An 18,709-nucleotide genomic window follows, 5' to 3' on the forward strand; every position below is an offset into this window, starting at 1 on the left:
GGCCCGGCGCATGGAGGGCGCCGGGCCGATCACGTCGATATGTTTTAGCGGTAGCCAACCACTTCCATTTCGCCGCCGGTAAAGGAAACTTCGCGGTAAATCCCGGCGGATTCGCCCGGCTCCACGAATTCGACCGAAGTCGCGCCGACATAATCGATATCCCCGCCTTCGCTCAGGATATCGAGCGCCTTGCCCAATTCTCCGGGGAGGATCTTTTCGCCCGGCTCATTGGCGACATCCATGATCTTTTCCTTGTATTCCGCCGGATCGCTGGAGCCTGCCGCCGCCATGCCCAGCAGAATCAGCGCTGCGGCGTCATAGGATTCAGCCGAGAAGGCGCCGGTGCCATCATATCCGGCCTCTTCGGCCATTTTGACATAGATATCGCGACCTTCGCCTTCGGCGGCAGGATTCTGTCCGAAGCTGCCTTCGATTTCTTCGCCGAAATTATCGACCAGCGCCTGACCGACCATGCCGTCCGGGAACACGAATGTATCGAACGCGCCGGTATCCAATGCGGCGCGCACCACACCCGAGCCGCCCTGATCGACATAACCCGCCACGACCAGCGCATCGCCACCGGCGGCGGACAATGCGGCAACCTCGGCCGAGTAGTCAGCCTTGCCATCCTCATGCGCGGAGTTGGTGGTGATCGTGCCGCCTTTTTCCGTGAAGGCGGCCTCGAAGCTTTCCGCCAGGCCCTTGCCGTAATCGTTATTGGTATAGGTTACGGCGACGTTATCGATGCCCTTGTCCATGATGATATCGGCCATCACCTCGCCCTGCCGGGCATCCGACGGCGACGTACGGAAGAACAGCCCATTATCCTCGATCGTGGAAAGCGCGGGAGAGGTTGCCGAAGGAGAGATCATCACGATGCCATTGGGCACAGCGACGTTTTCAAGCGAGGCAATTGCTTCGCCGGAACACATTCCGCCGATGATCCCTTTGACGCCCTCGGCGGTAATCAGACGCTCGACCGTGGCGGTTGCGGCAGCGGCATCGGCGCAGGTCGAATCGCCCTGAACGAGAGATACGGTAGAACCGTCCAGAAACTTGCCGGAATCGCTGATTTCCTTGACAGCCAGTTCCGCACCTTTCTGCATGTCCGGAGCCATGGATTCCAGCGGCCCGGTGAAGCCCAGCGAAGTCCCCAGCTTGATTTCCTCGGCACTGACCATGCCCGCTGAAAGGGCGGTCACGGCAGTCGCGATAAGAAGTTTTTTCATAGTTAAGTCTCCCGGTTGGAACATTGCCCTGAAGAGCAGGTTAGAAGGCCCGCGAATAAAAGGAAAGTGGCTATTCCCGCCCCTTTCAAAGCTTGGATTCGGCGGTTCATCACGCCGGTCTTCCGCTGGCCTGCGCGGCGCCGGTTTCCAAGCGATGCCTGATGACCTGCAGGATGGCCTCGTCATGACAGCGCAATGCGTTTCCTGCCGGAAACGGAAGAATCCGGCATCGTCACGGCCTTTTCCCAAGGTTAGCCCGCTTTCAGCACAGGCTGGTAAATTGCGGCAATCCGCGCCACGGCATCGCTGGGCGGCAGCTCTTCGGTTTCACCACTGCGGCGGTTGGTCAGTTCGACCTTGTTATTGGCCAGTCCACGCGGCCCGACAGTGATCCTCCAGGGCAGTCCGATCAGGTCCATGGTGGCGAATTTTGCGCCCGCCCGTTCATCCCGGTCATCATAAAGCGGATCAAGCCCCTGGGCCCGAAGCTCGGCATAAAGCGCTTCGCAGGCGCTGTCGGTGGAATTGTCGCCCTGTTTCAGATTGACGATCCCGACATGGAACGGCGTCACGCCCTCGGGCCAGATGATCCCGCGCTCGTCATGGCTGGCCTCGATGATCGCGCCGAGAAGACGGCTGACACCGATACCGTGGCTACCCATGTGAACGGGCACACGGCTGCCATCGGGCGCGACCACGGTGGCGCCCATCGGTTCGGAATATTTGGTGCCGAAATAGAAGATCTGCCCGACCTCGATCCCGCGCGCCACGCGGCGGCGCTCTTCGGGAAGCTGCTGGAACAGGGCCTCATCGTGGGTTTCGTCGGTGCGGGCGTAGCGGCTGGTGAATTCTTCCATGACCGCCTGGCATTCGGCATGGCTGTCATGGTCGATTTGACGGTTGCCGAATTTCAGATCGGTAATCTCGCTGTCGTAATAGACTTCGGATTCGCCCGTCTCGGCCAGCACCAGAAATTCATGCGTATGATCTCCGCCGATGGGTCCGCCATCCGCCCGCATCGGGATCGCCTGAAGGCCCATCCGTTCATAGGTGCGCAGATAGCTGACCAGATGCCGGTTATAGGCATGCAAGGCGTCTTCCTTGGTCAGGTCGAAATTATAGCCGTCCTTCATCAGAAATTCGCGGCCGCGCATCACGCCGAAACGGGGGCGGATCTCGTCGCGGAACTTCCATTGGATATGATAAAGGGTCAGGGGCAGATCCTTGTAGCTGCCGATATGGCTGCGGAAGATGTCGGTGATCATCTCCTCATTGGTGGGACCGTAAAGAAGATCGCGCTTGTGACGGTCGCGAATCCGCAGCATTTCTTCGCCGTAATCGTCATAGCGACCACTTTCGCGCCACAGGTCGGCGGATTGAAGCGTGGGCATCAGAAGCGGGATATGCCCGACGCGCTGCTGTTCCTCGTGCACGATCTGCTCGATCCGGCGAAGAACCTTGTACCCAAGCGGAAGCCATGAATAAATTCCTGCTGCCTGTTGCCGGATCATCCCGGCGCGCAGCATCAGGCGGTGACTGACGATCTGGGCCTCTTTGGGGTCTTCTTTCAGAACGGGAAGAAAATAACGCGTCAGACGCATGGGCGGGATCCTCTGTAATCGGTTCCGCGAGGGTTAGCGGATCGTCCGGGGCTTGCCAAGAAGATGTGCATAAGCAACTCGGGTCGACCTTGCAACCGCCCGCCAAGCCCTCCACATTCATTCCGGACAAATCAGGCGGAGAGACGCAATGAGCGTGCCGGTACGGAAACAGGTGATCTGGTGGGGCGTGGCTGCTTTGGCGCTGTTTCTTGCCATGTGGCTGCTGGGACAGGCGATCCTGCCGTTCCTTCTGGGAGCGGGCATCGCTTATATGCTGGATCCGATCGCGGACCGGCTGCAGCGGATCGGCCTGTCGCGAACCATGTCCGTGGTGGTCATCACGGCGGGTGCGGTGCTGCTTCTTGCTGCGGTGATCCTGCTGATCGTGCCGGTTCTGCTGCGTCAGGCGGCCTCGCTGATCGAAACCGCGCCTGAGATGCTGGATCAGGCGCGGGCCTTCGTCTCGGCGCATTTCCCCGAACTGGTGCCCGAGGGCGGCACGATCGGCTCGGCGATCAGCGATCTGGGCAAGAGCATGGGCGAGCAATTGGGCAAGGTCGCCGGCACGCTGCTTGGCTCGGTTCGCGGCGTCTTCGGGGTGCTGGCGTTATTCGTGATCGTGCCGGTGGTGACATTCTATCTGCTGCTGGACTGGGACCGGATGGTGACGCGAATCGACGGTTTGCTGCCACGTGAACACGCCCCGACGATCCGGCGTCTGGCGAGTGAGGTCGATCAGGCACTGTCGGGCTTCCTGCGCGGGCAGGGGCTGGTGATCCTGATTCTTGGGACATGGTACTCTATCGCGCTTGCGCTTGTGGGCCTGCCTTTCGGGTTCTTCATCGGTATCATGGCGGCTGTGCTGTCTTTTGTGCCTTATGTCGGTGTGCTGGTGGGCGGGGCGACAGCCATCGGCGTGGCACTGTTCAATTTCTGGGGTGAGCCGCTGTGGATCGGCGCGGTCGTGGTGATCTTTGCCGTTGGCCAGATCGTCGAGGGCAATTATCTGCAGCCAAAGATCGTTGGCGGCCATGTCGGTCTGCATCCGGTCTGGCTGTTGCTGGCGTTGTCGGTCTTTGGTGTGCTGTTCGGCTTCGTCGGGCTGGTACTGGCGGTTCCGCTGGCGGCGGCGGTGGGTGTGTTGGCAAGGTTCCTGACCGAACGATATCTTGAAAGCCCGCTTTACACCGGGCAGGCGGCGCCACCCGAACCGGAATTACCCCTGCGTGTGGAGCTTGCGCCCCGTGGCACGCTGAAGGCGGAATTGCATGCGGCTTACCTGCGCGAAGAAGCGGAAGAGATCGCCGTGCTGGAGCATCAGGACGACAAGACCGAAAAAGGCTGACACGATTTGCCCCGGCAATTGACTTTGGATCTGATCACGCCACCGGCATTCTCCCGGGCCGATTTTCTGCCATCAGCGGCGAATGAGGCTGCGCTTTCGGCATTGGAGGCCCCGCGGGACTGGCCGCAAGGACGTATGCTGCTGATCGGGCCGGAAGGCTCGGGCAAGTCGCATATGGCGGCCTTCTGGGCGGCCGAGAACGGCGCGCGCAAGGTAGCGGCGGCAGGGTTGAGCCCTGAAAGCTCCGATCATCTGGTGGCCGAGGGCGGCGCGCTGGTGGTCGAGGATGCGGATCATTCCGGCTATGCGGCAGGGGCCGAACAGGCGCTGTTCCATCTGTGGAATCTCTGCGGGGCGCGGAAATGCCTGTTGCTGATGACCGCGCGGACCGCTCCGCGGGACTGGGGGTTGCTGCTGCCCGACCTGCGCTCTCGCATGGATGCGGTCGCGCAGGTCAGGCTTGGTCCGCCGGATGAGGCATTGCTGGCGGCCGTTCTGGTCAAGCTGTTCGCCGACCGGCAATTGACGGTATCCGCCGGGCTGATCGACTGGCTGGTATTGCGCATGGATCGGGATATGGGGCTGGCGCGACGGCTGGTGTCCGGGATGGATAGGATGGCGCTTGCGCGCAAGGGGCCTGTGACCCGCAAGATCGCCGCAGATCTGCTGGACAAACTGACCGTCGCTGACGCATGATGCCGCCTCGATTTCATCCCTTCGACTCCGGTTCCGGAACCCATGACTCAGGCAAATTTTCTTAGAAACCCGTTTCCCGAGGCCAGAGAACTGCCTTCAGGCGTGCCCGAAGGTCCGGCGCGATTCTTCAACCGCGAGCTAAGCTGGCTCAGCTTCAACTGGCGGGTGCTGGACGAAGCCCGGAATGCGCGGGTGCCCTTGCTTGAACGGCTGCGCTTCGTCTCGATCAGTGCCGCCAATCTGGACGAGTTCTATACCGTTCGCGTGGCGGGACTGCGGGAACTGGTCCGCGAGGGGAACACGATGCCTTCGGATGACGGGCTGACCGCCGCCGAACAGCTTAGCCTGATAGATGCGGATGCGCGGCGACTGATGAGTGCGCAGCAGGGGGTCTGGAACCGTTTGCGCCGCGAGATGGAAGAACAGGGGATCATGATCCTGTCGCGCAGCAATATCACGCGGGCGGAAGAGGAGTTCCTGCGCAAGCATTTCGAAGACAATGTGCTGCCGGTCCTGTCTCCGCTGGCCATCGATCCGGCACATCCGTTCCCGTTCATTCCGAATGCGGGGTTTTCGCTGGCTCTGGAACTGGCACGGGAAACCGGTGGGCAGCAGATGCAGGCCCTATTGCCGATTCCGGCGCAATTGCAGCGCTTTATCCCGCTTCCGGGCGGGCAACGGTTCCTGCGCCTGGAGGATTTGCTGCTGATGCATCTGTCCAGCCTGTTTCCGGGCTATCGCGATACCGGGCATTGCGCGTTCCGGGTATTGCGCGACAGCGATCTGGAGGTCGAGGAAGAGGCCGAGGATCTTGTTCGCGAATTCGAAACGGCACTGAAACGCCGCCGCAGGGGAAGCGTGATCCGCCTGAAGATCACCATGGGTGCGCCTGACCGGCTTCGCCGGCTGATCATGGAGGAACTCGAGGTCGATTCCGACGAGGTGGTCGAGGTCGCAGGGCTGCTGGGCATGGCTGATCTGGGTCAGCTTGTGCTGGACAGCCGCCGTGATCTGCTATGGCCCAGTTTCAACCCGCGGGTTCCCGAGCGAGTGCGGGATCATCACGGCGATATGTTCGCGGCGATCCGGCAGAAAGACATGCTGCTGCATCATCCCTATGAAACATTCGACATGGTTGTGCGCTTTCTTCAGCAGGCCGCGCGGGATCCGAATGTGCTGGCGATCAAGCAGACGCTTTACCGAACCAGCCGCGACAGCCCCATTGTCGAGGCTTTGTGCGAGGCCGCCGAATCCGGAAAATCGGTGACGGCGCTTGTCGAACTCAAGGCGCGGTTCGACGAGGCCGCGAATATCCGGCAATCGCGGCGGCTGGAGCGGGCCGGGGCGCATGTCGTCTATGGCTTCGTGCAATACAAGACCCATGCCAAGATCAGCACCGTGGTCCGGCGCGAGGGCGATACATTGGTGACCTATACCCATTACGGCACCGGCAATTATCATCCGATCACCGCACGGATCTATACCGACCTGTCGCTGTTCACCTGCGATGCGGCGCTTGGGCGCGATGCCACCAAGGTCTTCAACTACCTGTCCGGCTATGTTCAGCCGGAAGGGTTGGAGAATTTGTCGATCTCTCCGATCGATCTCAAGGAGAATCTGCTGGCCCTGATCGCGAGAGAGGCGGAATATGCGCGGCAGGGACGCCCTGCGGCGATCTGGGCCAAGATGAATTCGATCATCGAGACGGATGTGATCGAGGCGCTTTATGCCGCAAGCAATGCCGGGGTAAAGATCAGCCTGGTTATTCGCGGAATTTGCGGGATACGGCCCGGGATCAAGGGGTTGTCGGAAAACATTCGGGTGAAATCCATTATCGGACGCTATCTTGAACATTCCCGGATCGTCTGTTTCGGCAATGGCCACGGGCTGCCGTCGAAGAAGGCGCGGGTTTTCTTTTCCTCGGCCGACTGGATGGTGCGGAACCTGTCGCGGCGCGTCGAAACTCTGGTCGAGTGCCGTAATGAAACGGTCAAGGCGCAGATCACCAGTCAGATCATGGCCGCCAATATGGCGGATGAGGCGCAAAGCTGGATCCTGCAACCTGATGGCCGATTCATCCGTTATCTGCCGGACGGACGGGAAGATCTGTTCAACTGTCATCGGTTTTTCATGGAAAACCCCTCACTGTCGGGACGAGGCACCGCGGGCGCGCGTGACGTTCCGGCACTCACACATTCAGCCGATTGACCCGCCGGGAAGATCGGTTCATTAACGTGGCGATGCGAAAGCAGGGGGCTTTGCGATGAACCGTGAACGACGCTTGACCGGTCCGATGGTAGAGCCTTTTGGCAAGCTGCCGAAACGCGCCTTGTCCAGGGTGGGGGTCGTCGATGTCGGCTCGAACTCGATCCGGCTGGTCGTTTTCGACGGCGCGGCACGTTCTCCGGCCTATTTCTACAATGAGAAAGTCATGGCCGGACTTGGTCAGGACATGGTTTCGACGGGCCGGCTGAACCCCGCCGGGGTCGAGCGGGGCTTTGCTGCGTTGCGCCGCTTCGCCGCCCTGGCCAAGGGTATGGATATCGAGCCTTTGACCTGCGTGGCCACGGCAGCCATTCGCGAGGCTGAGGACGGGCTGGAATTCCAGAAGCGGGTTGCCAAGGAAACCGGCCTCAGGTTGATCGTGATCGATGGCGAGGAAGAGGCGCGGCTTTCGGCCCAAGGCGTGTTGCTGGGCTGGCCCGAAGCGAAAGGTCTGGTCTGCGATATCGGCGGCAGCTCGATGGAACTGGCCGAAGTATCGGGCGGCAAGGTCGGTCGGCGGACGACCTCGCAACTGGGGCCATTCCGTTTGCAGCAGGTCGAGGGCGGCAAGACCGGCCTGCAGAAACATATCCGCAAGATCATGGAGGGTCTGGCCGATCATATCGGCACCGATCACGAACGGATCTATCTGGTCGGTGGTTCGTGGCGAGCCATCGCCCGGCTGGACATGGAACGCACCGGCTATCCGATGACGGTTCTGCATGAATACCGGATGACACCGGAATCCGTGGCGAAGACCGTTGACTGGATCGCCGAACACGATCCGAACCAGTTGCGCGGGAGGGTTGGTATATCATCTTCGCGGATGGAACTTGTGCCGCTTGCCTCCAGAGTGCTGTCTGAACTTGTCGCGACATTCAAGCCTGAGGAACTTGCCGTCTCCAGCTATGGCATCCGCGAAGGACTTCTTTACGAGCAGATGTCCGATCAGTTACGCAAGCGCGACCCGCTGATCGAGGTCGCCCGCTTCACCGAACGGCAGATGGCGCGCATCCCGGGATTCGGCAAGAAACTGTATCATTTCCTGCTGCCGATCTTCGCCGATGCTCCGCCCGAGCAAGAGCGGCTGATCCGCGCGGCATGTCTGCTTCACGACACGACATGGCGTGCCCACCCGGATTATCGCGCCGAAGCCTGTTTCGACAATGTGACCCGCGCGAATATGGCGGCGATCAGTCATCAGGAGCGGGTTTTTCTGGGGCTGGCGCTTTTGCATCGCTACAAGAACAGCCGTTCGAAATCGCTGATGGCGCCGCTTTTCGATCTGCTCTCCAAAGAGGAAATCCGCACCGCCGAGATATTGGGCAAGGCGATGCGTTTTGGGGCGATGTTCGCGATCGACGATCCGTCGGATGCCGGCGAACTGACCTTTCTGCCTGCGAAGGGCCGGCTTGAACTGAAGCTGACCGCGACGGGGCGGCAATTGTCGGGCGAGGTCGTCGAAGCCCGGTTCAAATCACTTTGCAGCTCGCTTGATGTCGAGCCGATCATGAAAACCTGAACCGGCTTTCAGGGCAGGGCGCTTCGCAAGGCGGGCAGCCCGACACCGGTCGACTCGAAACCGCCATCCACCGCCATAACCTGACCGGTGATATAGCTGGCCTTGTCGCTTGCCAGAAAAACGATTGCTTCGGCCAGTTCCTCTTCGCTGCCATAACGGTTCAGGGGGATGGCGTCGTGATAGGCGGCGATGATCTCGGGGCTGTGGACGGCCATGGCCAGTTTGGTGCGGACAGGGCCGGGGGCGACGCAATTCGCGCGAATGCCGTATTCACCCAGTTCGGCGGCCTGCTGCCGGGTCAAATGGATCACCGCAGCCTTCGAGGTGCCATAGGCAACCCGCAGCGTCGAGCCGCGAAGGCCCGAGATCGAGGCGATGTTGACGATTGCGCCGCCCTGTTTTTTCAGTGCGGGAATGCAGGATTGGCTGACAAGGAAAGTACCGTCCAGATTGGTTGCCATGACGGTACGCCAGCGTGCGAAATCGGTTTGTTCTATCGGGCCGAAATCGGCGACCCCGGCATTATTCACCAGCGCATCGATACGTCCGGTCCGGGCCAGTACCTGGGCGGTCATCGCGTCGACCTGATCGGGATCCGAGATGTCGCAATCAATGGCGAAGCCTTCGGGAAGAGTGGCGCGGGCCAGTTCCGCGCTATCACGATCCACCAAAGCGACCTGCCAGCCTCCAGCCGCGAAAAGTTTCGCCGTCGCCAGTCCGATTCCGCGTGCCGCACCGGTCACGATTGCTGTCTTCATGCTGTTCTCCCCTGATCGCGATGCTGCGCAGAATAGGTATCTGGCGGCAAAAGAAAAGGGCACCCGAAGGCGCCCTTTCCGTATCTGCCAAGGGGGCAGGGGCTGATTACATCATGCCGCCCATGCCACCCATTCCGCCCATATCGGGCATGCCGCCGCCGGCATTGCCTTTCGGCTCCGGCTTCTCGGCGATCATGGCTTCGGTGGTGATCAGCAGACCGGCAACCGACGCCGCATCTTCCAGAGCGGTGCGGACAACTTTGGCCGGGTCGATGACGCCGAACTTGAACAGGTCGCCATATTCTTCGGTCTGAGCGTTGAAACCGAATTTGACATCGTCCGATTCACGGATCTTGCCGGCAACGACAGCACCGTCAACGCCGGCATTCTCGGCGATCTGACGCAGCGGAGCCTCAAGCGCGCGGCGCACGATGGCGATACCGGCTTCCTGATCGCTGTTTTCGCTCTTGAGATCGGAAAGACCTTTCGCGCCCTGAACCAGAGCGACACCGCCACCGACCACGACGCCTTCCTGAACGGCCGCGCGGGTTGCGTTCAATGCGTCGTCAACGCGGTCCTTGCGCTCTTTCACTTCGATTTCGGTCATGCCGCCAACGCGGATCACGGCAACGCCGCCGGCCAGTTTGGCCACGCGCTCTTGCAGTTTTTCCTTGTCGTAATCCGAAGTGGTTTCTTCGATCTGCTGACGAATCTGCGAAACGCGGGCTTCGATTTCGGGCTTGTCACCAGCACCGTCGATGATGGTGGTGTTATCCTTGTTGATCGAAACTTTCTTCGCAGTGCCCAGCATGTCGATCGTGACGTTTTCCAGCTTCATGCCAAGGTCTTCGCTGATGACCTGACCGCCGGTCAGGATCGCGATATCCTGCAGCATGGCCTTGCGGCGATCGCCGAAGCCCGGAGCCTTGACCGCAGCGATTTTCAGACCGCCGCGCAGCTTGTTGACGACCAGCGTGGCCAGAGCCTCGCCTTCAACGTCTTCCGCGATGATCAGCAGCGGCTTTTGCGACTGAATGACCGATTCCAGCAGCGGAACCATCGGTTGCAGCGAGGACAGTTTCTTCTCGTGCAGCAGGATGTAGCAGTCTTCCAGATCCGCGATCATCTTGTCGGGATTGGTGACAAAATAAGGCGACAGATAGCCGCGGTCGAACTGCATGCCTTCGACGACTTCGACTTCGGTTTCCAGGCCCTTGTTCTCTTCGACGGTGATCACACCCTCGTTGCCGACCTTCTGCATCGCGTCGGCAATCTGGCGGCCGATCGAGGCTTCGCCATTGGCCGAGATGGTGCCGACCTGAGCGACTTCGTCGCTGTCATTCACCGGGCGCGAGGCGGCTTTGATGGCTTCGACGACCTTGGCGGTCGCTGCATCGATACCGCGCTTCAGATCCATCGGGTTCATGCCGGCGGCGACGGCTTTCATGCCTTCGCGGACAATGGCCTGAGCCAGAACCGTCGCGGTGGTGGTGCCGTCACCGGCTTCGTCATTGGTGCGCGAAGCAACTTCGCGGACCATCTGGGCGCCCATATTCTCGAACTTGTCGGTCAGCTCGATTTCCTTGGCAACCGTCACACCGTCCTTGGTGATGCGCGGAGCGCCGAAGGATTTGTCGATCACCACGTTGCGGCCTTTGGGGCCCAGCGTTACCTTTACGGCGTCGGCAAGGATGTTGACGCCTTTCAGCATCCGGTCGCGGGCGTCGGTGTTGAACTTGACTTCTTTACCAGCCATTTGAATCTCCTACTTGTTTTATCCTGAAGTTGCGTTTTCCGGGAAACGGCTGGATCAGCCGATAATGCCCAGGATGTCGCTTTCCTTCATGATCAGCAGCTCTTCACCATCGATGGTGACCTCGGTGCCCGACCATTTGCCGAACAGAACGCGGTCGCCCGCCTTCACCGCCGGTGCGATCAGTTCACCCGAGTCCTTGCGCGCGCCTTCGCCGACCGAGATGATCTCGCCCTCGGCGGGTTTTTCCTTGGCGCTGTCAGGAATGATCAGGCCGCCTTTGGTCTTTTCGTCTGATTCGACGCGGCGGACCAGCACGCGGTCATGCAGCGGTTTGAATGCCATTGGTTAACACTCCGATGTTTCTGTTGCAGTGTTGTTGGCACTCATCAGATGTGAGTGCCAGTGACGGGGATCTAGGAGAGTGCGGCGGTTCTGTCAACGACAAGTTCGCAAAATTTTGCACGATATATCGGTGGCGGCGCTGGGGTAATCATGCCAGCCTGTCATCTGGTTTTATGGTATATGAAAAGGGTCGAAACGGAATGCGCACTCTGCTGATGGTATTTCTGACGCTATGGACCGGTACCGCAGGGGCCGCGCCATGCGAAGGGCGAAATCTGTTCGACGCCCTGTCGGCCGAGGATCGCTCTCGCCTCGATACGGCAGTTGATGAGGTTCCCTATCACAGCGGGCTCTTATGGCGCGCAACCAAGGATTCCGCGGAAATCACGCTGGTCGGCACCTATCACTTTCCCGATGTCCGTCATGAAGCGATGCTGGACCGGTTGGGCGATCCGCTCAGCAATGCCGCGGCCGTCTATGTCGAGGCCGGGCCGCGGGAAGAAGACAGGCTTGCAACGGCGTTAAGCGAAGATCCCTCGCTCATGGTCAACCAATCCGGCCCGACCTTGCCCGAGCGTTTGAACGAACAGGAATGGGAAATTCTGTCCCGTGCCATGGCGGAGCGTGGCCTTCCCGCCGTTGTCACCGCCAAGCTTCGGCCCTGGTATGTGGCGATGATGATCGGTATTTCCCCCTGCGTTCTGCAGGAAGCCGGGCAGGAGGGAGAATTGCGCGGTCTGGATCACCTGTTGATTGAAGAGGCCGAGGATCAGGAATTGCCCGTCCATGCGCTTGAACCCTGGGATACGGTTTTTTCCCTTTTCACCGGTATGACCCCGGAAGAAGAGCTGGACATGATCCGGACCGCCTTGCCGGTCGCCTCTTATTCCAACGATTACGCGGTGACGCTGACCGATGCCTATTTTTCGGGTGACGTGTGGAAAATATGGGAATTTGGCCGCATCGACGCCTATGCGAATTCAGGGCTGAGCGAGGACGAGGTGGACGAACAATTCAGCTTTGCGCAGTCGCGGTTGATGGATCAACGGAATGAAAGCTGGATCAAGCCGCTTACCGAAGGAGCACTTGCCGCCGCCAGCGAAGGCAAAGAGATCGTCGCGGGATTCGGTGCGCTTCACCTGCCTGGTGAACGGGGCGTGCTGCGACTGTTGGAAAAGCGTGGCTGGACGATTGAACGGCTTGACGGCTGAGGCATGACAGTTCGCCTATTCCGGCCGAGAGATCACTCGCCTGCTTTCGCGATGTCTGGACGTCATGGAAGAGGCGGGCTTTCGGTCGGACATGCCGCCCGATAACCCGCGATATCAGGAGGGATCTCGATCATCTTCCCCATATTCGTCATTTAGCGGACGAATACGCAGCCTCGTGATGCGATTTTCGCGGCGGCTGACGACCTCGAAACGGTAACCATGGATGGAAAACACCTGCCCGGGCTCGGGAATCGACTGGGCCATGTGAATGACCAGACCGGCAATCGTATTCGCCTCGTCATCGGGCAGGTTCCATTCCAGCTGCCGGTTCAGGTCCCGGATCGTCATGCCGCCATCAACCGAATAATCGCCCTGGGCATTTGGCGTCAGGGTTTGATCGGCTTCCGTATCATGCTCATCCGCGATCTCGCCGACGATCTCTTCCAGAATATCTTCCAGCGTAATCAATCCGCGCAGCGAGCCGTATTCATCCACCACAAGCGCGAAATGCGTCCGGCGTTTCAGGAACTCCCGCATCTGTTCGTCAAGCGCGGTGGTGTCAGGCACGAAATAGGGTTTCATCGCCACGCCCAGCACGTCAAAATTCTGAAGAGTGCCGGCGGTGCCGTTTTCGCGCACAGCCTTATTGACCGCGCGCAGCAAATCCTTGGCGTGGATGACGCCCACGACATTTTCACGTTCGCCTTTGTAGACCGGCAACCGGGTATGCGGACTGGCCAGAACCGCGTCGAGGAGGTTCGATGGCGGCATGTCACAATCGATCATCTGTATACCCGAACGGTGAAGCATGATCTCTTCGACGGTGCGATTGCCCAGATCCAGCGCCCCCAGCAACCGGTCCCGGTCCTCTTTCTGCACCGCGCCCGTAGCCTGCCCGATCGACAGGGCACCTGCGATTTCCTCGTGGACCGAGAACATATTCGATTCCGGATCGGTTTTCAGCCCGAAAAGGCGCAGAATGCCGCGCACGATGAGCCGAACCACCGCAACAAGGGGCGACAGCAGAAGCGTCACCCAGCGAATCGGACGGGCCACGAGGCTTGCGACATTCTCGGGTGCCGAGATGGCGTAGGTCTTGGGCATCACTTCGGAAAAGATCAGCACGAGGACCGTCATCACCAGCGTTGCGATGGCGACGCCGCTGGATCCCAGAAGCCGCGTAAACAGCGCGGTCGCCAGACTTGCCGACAGGATATTGACGACATTATTGCCCAGAAGGATCGCGCCAATCAGGCTTTCGCTATCTTCCGATACTTTCAGGGCTACCTCTGCACCGGAATCGCCTTTATCCGCACGGGAACGCAGCTTGGCGCGGCTGGCAGCGGTCAGGGCCGTTTCTGATCCCGAGAAGAAGGCCGAAAACATCAGCAGAACAAGAATCGCCGCAATGGTAATCCAGAAAGCGGCGTCGTACATACTTGAAGGGTCGTCCATGGGTTCCGTCAATTATTATCAGAGGCCGTCGCTTTCGGGTGCGCCAGCGGGTGATGATTCAGTACAAGATCACGCATGCGCTGGTCCAGCACATGCGTATAGATTTCGGTCGTGCCAAGATCGGCATGGCCGAGCAATGTCTGGATACTGCGCAGATCGGCCCCGCCTTCCAGCAGATGCGTGGCAAAAGCATGGCGAATGACATGAGGGGTTACGCGCGACGGATCAAGTCCGGCGGCAACAGAGATATCCTTGAGCAGGCGGCCAAAGCTTTGCCGTGGCAAATGCCCGGCTGCGCCCGGCGCAGGGAACAGCCAGCGTGCGCCCTTGTCCGCGATCAGCCGCGCCAACGGGCTGTCCTTTGGCGCATTGTCGCGGATTTTCAACCATGCCGACAATGCCTTGCGGGCCGGTTCGGTCAACGGAACCATCCGTTCCTTGTTGCCCTTGCCCCGGATCAGCAGCAATGCCGGATTGCCCCGACAGGTCGCAACGGGAAGCGAAACCAGCTCGCTGACGCGCATTCCCGTCGCATAAAGCAATTCGATCAGACACAGGTTGCGGCTGCGATCGGCCACCGTGCGGCCCAAACCGGGCGCGGCCGCCAATATCGCCTCGACCTCCGTGCGGCTCAGCGTTTTGGGCAGGCGCTGCGATCTGCCCGGTCCGCTGATGCGGATCGCGGGATCGTCCTCTCGCCAGCCTTCTTCAAGTGCGAAGCGGGTGAACTGCCGTATCGAGGATAATCGTCGCGCCCGCGTCGCCTTTGAAAAACCCTGCGCCTCGCAATGGGTCAGGTAATCCTCGACCATTTCGCGGGTCAGGTCACCCAATGAGTGTCGCTTGTCCCCAAGCCAGTCCGACAGGTCGCGCAGATCACGGCCATAGGCCAGAAGCGTATTCCGGGCCGCGCCGGACTCGGCCGCCTGTGCGTCCAGAAAGGCCGAGATCGCGCGATGATCGGACATGCTCATCCAGGCGTTTCTTTCATCTGCGGCAACAGCGTCAGTTGCGCGGCGGCCAGATCAGCATCGCTGCTCAGCCCCAGTACCCGCATCATCGCCAGCCCCTTGCCGGCGCGCGCCAGATCACCATCCAGTCCGGCGTCGATATCGGCCATCGCCTCAAGCAAAGCCTCACCCCGGCGCTCTGCCGGCGGTTCCGTTTCCCGGGTTTGAAGCTCTGGGGCGATTTCGGCGGATTGCATGGCATCCAGCCCCTGCCACTGACGCAGCCAGGTTGCAATCTCGCCGGCTTTGCCTGCGACATCGGATGGCAGATCCGCCGCGACCATCGCGGCCAGCACATCGGCCATATCTGCCGCGCGGAACTGTGCGAAGGCATGCGGCAAAGCATTGGCAAGATCGCCCGCCGCCATTGCCGCCTCCAATGTTCTCATGGCGCTGGCCCGTTCCCACACACCGCCCGAGGCGGCAGGTTTCTGTTCGGCATATATCTGCCGTAGCCGTTCGGGACTGATGGCCCCGGCCCGCGCAAGCCGTTCCGCCGCTTCGAGTCGGGCCTTCCAGCCGCTATTGGCGCGCAGGTCGGACATGGCGAATGCAAGCGGAAGATGTTGTGTCGGCAGGGGCTGGCCGATCGCTTCATGCATGCGGAATTCAAGCGGAGTCACGTGATCCGGCAGCGGAATCTGCTCGCCGCTGTCGACATAGGAATCGTGCAGGAAATGCGTCAGAAGCTGAACCTGTGGCTCATCGAACAGGCCAAGATCCTCGCCGCCGTTCAGACCGATCGCGGCTGCGGCCCAATCGCCCGATTGCGCAAGACAGAAAATACGGGCCGACAGGCTGGGCGCGATGCCCGGCGTGTTGACCATTCTTTCGCAGGCCTGTGCCTCCTCACCCTCAAGCAAAGCGATATCAAAGAGGCGCCGGAACTGTTCGGGCTCGCGCCCGCCGGCGGCCATGATCAGGTCGCGGGCCTGATCCAAAGCCCCCATATCCAGCAGCCGATCGGTGCGGGCCAGAAACAAAGCCCCCCGGTGCATCTCGGAATCCTGCGGGGGTTGAAGCTGTGCAACCAGTATCCGTTGCAGTAACGCATTCATCGCTGGCAGGCGCGTCGGAGATTGTAGAAGCCCTTCAGCAATGGTTCCGACATCGCTGTCTTTCCACAGATCGCGGGGCAATCCGGCCTTGCGGGCGGTGATCGTTCCAGCAAGATCGGGGTTGGAGCCGTCCAGCCGTGTCACCTTGATTTCACCGACCGCTCCGCTTTCAGCGACGGGTTGAGGATTGCCCTGGCCCTTGACGCTCGGAGGTACCGGATCTCCCGGTCGCCATGCAGAGCTTTCCCGTGCCGGTCCCTTGACGCTGCCCGACAACCAGTCACTTGCCGATAGCGGCGTCTCGGCCATGGCTGCGCCCGCCAGCATTCCGGCAAAGGGTATGGCGATCAGGGCACCGCGAATATATGCGATCGAATTACCCACCCGCGCCCTCGGTATTGATTGGAACGCGCATTTCCTGCTGCGGTGCAGCCATGTCGCCCAGATAGGCATAGGCCACCAGAGCAACCAGTGCAGCCAGTATCAGCACCACAAGAAATTTCAGTAACCGCATATATCTTTGCCCTTGCTCTGCCAGATCCGTTTTCGCTTTACGGACTTTCGCCGATTTCACCCGAATATATATGGCAATTCGGGAAAGATCACGTCATTCAGTGGCACTGGTGGTAACGACTTGTCGGGGAAAACGCGAGGGAAGATGAAGCGGCATATCGTGATGATCGGGATGATGGGGGCGGGCAAGACCGCGGTCGGGTCTGAATTGGCCCGTCAGTTGCGGGTCAACTTCACCGATTCGGATGCCGAGATCGAAACCGCCGCGGCCATGTCCGTCAGCGAGATATTCGCGCGCGACGGCGAAGCCTTTTTCCGTGACCGCGAAACCCAGATTCTTTCGCGTATCCTTCAGGGTCGTCCCGGCGTTGTCTCGACCGGAGGCGGTGCCTGGATGCAGGCCGGGAATCGAGAGTTGATCGCCGCCCGTGGGCTTTCTGTCTGGTTGAAATGCGATCTCGCGACATTGTGGCAGCGGGTGCGCCAACGCAGCACGCGCCCTTTGCTTAGGACAGCCGATCCCAAGGGAACGCTGGCAAGGCTGATCGAGCAGCGTTATCCGACCTATGCCGAAGCCGACATAACCTTTGACGCGAATTCGAATGACAGTATCGAGACCGCGGCCCGACGGCTGATCGCGCAGATCCGCCACGAGGTTCCCGGACTTCTGGAGGCAAAATGACCGAAACTATCACCGTTCACGTGCCGTTGGACGATCGCGCCTATGATGTCAGGATCGGGCAGGGCCTCATTCAGGATGCCGGGACCCAGATCGGCCCGTTTCTGCAGCGCTCCCGCGTTGCCATCGTCACGGATGAAACCGTGTCGGCCCTGCATCTTGAGCCTTTGCGGGCAGCATTGGCGGCTGCGGGGATCGACTCGGAAGCATTGGTTCTGCCCGCAGGCGAAGCGACGAAAAGCTGGCCGCATCTGACCCGCTGTGTCGAATGGCTTCTTGAGCAGAGGATCGAACGGCGGGATATCGTTATCGCGCTTGGCGGCGGGGTGATCGGTGATCTTGTCGGTTTTGCCGCGGCGATCCTGCGGCGTGGCGTGCGCTTCGTGCAGATCCCGACAACGCTTCTGGCGCAGGTCGACAGCAGCGTTGGCGGCAAGACCGGGATCAATAGCGGATTCGGCAAGAACCTGATCGGGGCTTTTCATCAGCCTGCGCTGGTGCTGGCCGATGTTGGGGTTCTGGATACGCTGTCCGAACGCGATTTTCATGCCGGATATGGCGAGGTCATGAAATACGGCCTGCTGGGCGACGCGGATTTCTTTGGCTGGCTTGAAACCAATGCGGCACAATTGCGGACGGATACGGCGCTGCGCCAACAGGCCGTTGCGCATTCCGTGCGGATGAAAGCCGCGATCGTGCTTCGCGACGAAACCGAGCAGGGAGAGCGGGCGCTGCTGAATCTTGGCCACACATTCGGCCATGCGCTCGAGGCCGCGACGGGATATTCCGACCGGCTTCTGCACGGAGAAGGGGTCGCAATCGGCTGCGCGCTGGCCTTTGATCTTTCGGCGCGGATGGGATTGTGCAGTCAGGAAGAGCCCGGCCGTGTTCTTGCGCATCTGCGGCAGATGAATTTGCCGGCGTCGCTGTCCGAGATTCCCGGCGAGTTGCCCGATGACGCCGCTCTGATCGCCCTCATGGGGCAGGATAAGAAAGTCGTCGACGGGCAATTGCGTTTCGTGCTTGCGAAGGGGATCGGGGAAAGTTTCGTCAGCGATGCCGTCGAAAGCGATGTTCTGGCAGCGGTTCTGCGCGAGGCACGGCGTTAGTGTGTCTCCAATTTGGAATGCGTTTCGTTTGACCGGAAACGTAATGCGATGCGTCCCGCGACGGGGGGGGGGGGGGGGGGGGGGGGGGGGGGGGGGGGGGGGGGGGGGGGGGGGGGGGGGGGGGGGGGGGGGGGGGGGGGGGGGGGGGGGGGGGGGGGGG

At 60.6% G+C, this 18,709-nt stretch carries 16 protein-coding genes; 7 read left to right on the top strand and 9 right to left on the bottom strand.

Annotation, left to right across the window (positions count from 1 at the left end; all coding sequences use genetic code 11):
• Nucleotides 1-44: 44 nt before the first annotated feature.
• Nucleotides 45-1,229, bottom strand: coding sequence for an ABC transporter substrate-binding protein (locus tag Q0601_RS23965; protein ID WP_305292610.1), 1,185 nt, complete (start codon nucleotides 1,227-1,229; stop codon nucleotides 45-47).
• Between the two features lie 251 nt (nucleotides 1,230-1,480).
• Nucleotides 1,481-2,830, bottom strand: a complete 1,350-nt coding sequence (gene proS / locus Q0601_RS23970) for a proline--tRNA ligase (RefSeq protein WP_305292612.1) — start codon at nucleotides 2,828-2,830, stop codon at nucleotides 1,481-1,483.
• 148 nt (nucleotides 2,831-2,978) lie between these two features.
• On the opposite strand from proS, the gene Q0601_RS23975 reads away from it, so the two are divergent.
• Genes Q0601_RS23975 through Q0601_RS23990 form a run of 4 tightly spaced genes read left to right on the top strand, consistent with a single transcriptional unit; the run spans nucleotide 2,979 to nucleotide 8,658 of the window.
• Entirely contained in the window at nucleotides 2,979-4,175 is a 1,197-nt protein-coding gene (locus Q0601_RS23975) for an AI-2E family transporter (RefSeq protein WP_305292614.1), read from the top strand.
• A 6-nt stretch (nucleotides 4,176-4,181) separates the two neighbouring features.
• Complete coding sequence (locus tag Q0601_RS23980; protein ID WP_305292616.1) at nucleotides 4,182-4,871, top strand: P-loop NTPase family protein; 690 nt, start codon at nucleotides 4,182-4,184, stop codon at nucleotides 4,869-4,871.
• A 42-nt stretch (nucleotides 4,872-4,913) separates the two neighbouring features.
• Nucleotides 4,914-7,079: an RNA degradosome polyphosphate kinase gene (locus Q0601_RS23985; RefSeq protein ID WP_305292618.1), complete on the top strand. Its 2,166-nt coding sequence runs from the start codon at nucleotides 4,914-4,916 to the stop codon at nucleotides 7,077-7,079.
• Nucleotides 7,080-7,134: 55 nt separating this feature from the next.
• The gene (locus tag Q0601_RS23990; protein WP_305292620.1) at nucleotides 7,135-8,658 is read left to right on the top strand and encodes a Ppx/GppA family phosphatase; all 1,524 of its coding nucleotides are present in this window, start codon (nucleotides 7,135-7,137) and stop codon (nucleotides 8,656-8,658) included.
• An 8-nt stretch (nucleotides 8,659-8,666) separates the two neighbouring features.
• On the opposite strand, the gene Q0601_RS23995 is transcribed toward Q0601_RS23990, so the two are convergent.
• From Q0601_RS23995 to Q0601_RS24005, 3 genes are all read right to left on the bottom strand, one after another.
• Nucleotides 8,667-9,416 (bottom strand): SDR family NAD(P)-dependent oxidoreductase, encoded by a 750-nt coding sequence (locus Q0601_RS23995; protein WP_305292622.1) that lies wholly within the window; start codon nucleotides 9,414-9,416, stop codon nucleotides 8,667-8,669.
• Nucleotides 9,417-9,522: 106 nt separating this feature from the next.
• Complete coding sequence (gene groL / locus Q0601_RS24000) at nucleotides 9,523-11,172, bottom strand: chaperonin GroEL (protein WP_305292624.1); 1,650 nt, start codon at nucleotides 11,170-11,172, stop codon at nucleotides 9,523-9,525.
• A gap of 54 nt (nucleotides 11,173-11,226) precedes the next feature.
• Complete coding sequence (locus tag Q0601_RS24005) at nucleotides 11,227-11,514, bottom strand: co-chaperone GroES (protein ID WP_119748257.1); 288 nt, start codon at nucleotides 11,512-11,514, stop codon at nucleotides 11,227-11,229.
• Nucleotides 11,515-11,714: 200 nt separating this feature from the next.
• Here Q0601_RS24005 and Q0601_RS24010 point away from each other — a divergent pair, with 200 nt between their 5' ends.
• Nucleotides 11,715-12,725 carry a TraB/GumN family protein gene (locus tag Q0601_RS24010; protein ID WP_305292631.1) on the top strand — a complete coding sequence of 337 codons (1,011 nt, stop codon included), beginning with the start codon at nucleotides 11,715-11,717 and terminating at the stop codon, nucleotides 12,723-12,725.
• Between the two features lie 114 nt (nucleotides 12,726-12,839).
• Here Q0601_RS24010 and Q0601_RS24015 read toward each other — a convergent pair whose 3' ends face one another.
• The 4 genes from Q0601_RS24015 to Q0601_RS24030 are packed head-to-tail and all read right to left on the bottom strand — an operon-like array spanning nucleotide 12,840 to nucleotide 16,762.
• The gene (locus tag Q0601_RS24015) at nucleotides 12,840-14,180 is read right to left on the bottom strand and encodes an HlyC/CorC family transporter (protein ID WP_305292633.1); all 1,341 of its coding nucleotides are present in this window, start codon (nucleotides 14,178-14,180) and stop codon (nucleotides 12,840-12,842) included.
• Between the two features lie 8 nt (nucleotides 14,181-14,188).
• On the bottom strand, nucleotides 14,189-15,154 hold the full coding sequence (locus Q0601_RS24020) for a site-specific tyrosine recombinase XerD (protein WP_305292635.1): 966 nt from the start codon (nucleotides 15,152-15,154) through the stop codon (nucleotides 14,189-14,191).
• Nucleotides 15,151-16,632, bottom strand: a complete 1,482-nt coding sequence (locus Q0601_RS24025; protein WP_305292638.1) for a hypothetical protein — start codon at nucleotides 16,630-16,632, stop codon at nucleotides 15,151-15,153. Before Q0601_RS24025 ends, Q0601_RS24020 begins: the two co-directional genes overlap by 4 nt.
• The gene (locus Q0601_RS24030; protein ID WP_182912798.1) at nucleotides 16,625-16,762 is read right to left on the bottom strand and encodes a hypothetical protein; all 138 of its coding nucleotides are present in this window, start codon (nucleotides 16,760-16,762) and stop codon (nucleotides 16,625-16,627) included. The genes Q0601_RS24025 and Q0601_RS24030 overlap by 8 nt, the downstream gene beginning before the upstream one ends.
• Nucleotides 16,763-16,906: 144 nt before the next feature.
• On the opposite strand from Q0601_RS24030, the gene Q0601_RS24035 reads away from it, so the two are divergent.
• Both Q0601_RS24035 and aroB read left to right on the top strand, forming a co-directional pair.
• Entirely contained in the window at nucleotides 16,907-17,443 is a 537-nt protein-coding gene (locus Q0601_RS24035) for a shikimate kinase (RefSeq protein ID WP_305292640.1), read from the top strand.
• Nucleotides 17,440-18,549, top strand: a complete 1,110-nt coding sequence (gene aroB / locus Q0601_RS24040; protein WP_305292642.1) for a 3-dehydroquinate synthase — start codon at nucleotides 17,440-17,442, stop codon at nucleotides 18,547-18,549. Before Q0601_RS24035 ends, aroB begins: the two co-directional genes overlap by 4 nt.
• Nucleotides 18,550-18,709: the final 160 nt, after the last annotated feature.

It is taken from the genome of Paracoccus wurundjeri (assembly GCF_030678915.1).
In the GTDB taxonomy this organism is placed as follows: domain Bacteria; phylum Pseudomonadota; class Alphaproteobacteria; order Rhodobacterales; family Rhodobacteraceae; genus Paracoccus; species Paracoccus onubensis_A.